This window comes from Variovorax glucosi, assembly GCF_051216695.1.
Lineage (GTDB): Bacteria > Pseudomonadota > Gammaproteobacteria > Burkholderiales > Burkholderiaceae_C > Variovorax.
This window is the reverse complement of record NZ_JBPJZE010000423.1, coordinates 1-1,020: the sequence shown is the minus strand read 5'-3', so window position 1 is coordinate 1,020 and position 1,020 is coordinate 1. Positions and strand designations below refer to the sequence as shown.

Here is a 1,020-nt window from a genome sequence, read left to right as displayed (position 1 = left end):
GACGCCGGTGATCGATCCGGCACCTGCTCAAGGAACCATTCATGTCATCTGCCAGAAAAGATTTGCGGGCCCTGCTGTCGGCTCCTGAAATCGTTGCCGCCCCGGGTGGCTACGACGCCATCACGGCTCGTACGATCGAACAGGGCGGCTTTCGCGCGGCATATATGTCCGGCTCTGCCGTCTCCGCTTCGCGCGGCTTCCCCGACTTCGGGCTATTGACGCTGGGTGAAATGGCACAGGCGGCCGGCGTGATGGCGCAGTCGGTAAAGATTCCCGTGATCGCGGATGCCGACACCGGCTATGGCAACGAACTCAACGTGACGCGCACCGTGCGCGAATACGAGCGCGCAGGCGTCGCAGGTCTTCACATCGAGGACCAGGTCGCACCCAAGCGCTGCGGGCATCTGGACGGCAAGGAAATCGTCTCGCGCGAGGAATTCGTGGCGAAGATCCGCGCAGCCGTGGCCGCCCGCGTGGATCCCGATTTCCTCATCATCGCGCGCACGGATGCCCGGGCCGTGGTCGACATGGAGGAAGCCATCGCACGCGCCAACGCCGCTCTTCGCGCCGGCGCCGACATGGCCTTCGTCGAGGCGGCGCAGAGCCTGGAAGAGCTCGCGCTCATTCCGAAACGCGTCGAAGGACCATGTCTCCTGAACGTCGTTCGCGCCGGCAAGACACCGGACATCGGCCTGGACGATGCGCAGGAAATGGGATACCGCCTCGTGATCCTTCCCAGCCTGTTGTTCGGCACTGTGATGGGCGCCTGCGACCAGGCACTGAAGGAACTGCGCGAACAGCGCCGGCCGCCGAATTCGGCTCTCGCGCTGCCGGTCGCCGAGCGCTTCCGGCGTTTCGGCGCGGATGAGTGGAACGACATCCGCACCCGCTTTCGCGATGCGCCGCAGGAGGCGGTGTCGCCGTGACCTCTGGCTCCCCCTCCACCCTGTTCGACAAGGTCTGGCAGGCACACGTCATCGAGGACTTGGGTGACGGCTGGGCTCTGCTGCACATCGACAG

The 1,020-nt window shown here is 65.3% G+C and carries 1 protein-coding gene; it reads left to right on the top strand.

Features of this window, described 5'->3' with window-relative positions:
- Positions 1–41: 41 nt before the first annotated feature.
- The gene (locus ACSFA3_RS26200; RefSeq protein ID WP_435465811.1) at positions 42–926 is read left to right on the top strand and encodes an isocitrate lyase/PEP mutase family protein; all 885 of its coding nucleotides are present in this window, start codon (positions 42–44) and stop codon (positions 924–926) included.
- Positions 927–1,020: the final 94 nt, after the last annotated feature.

Bases quoted from the DNA above. Each gene is read 5' to 3' on its own strand.
- ACSFA3_RS26200 (WP_435465811.1), top strand. From the start codon at position 42: ATGTCATCTGCCAGAAAAGATTTGCGGGCCCTGCTGTCGGCTCCTGAA.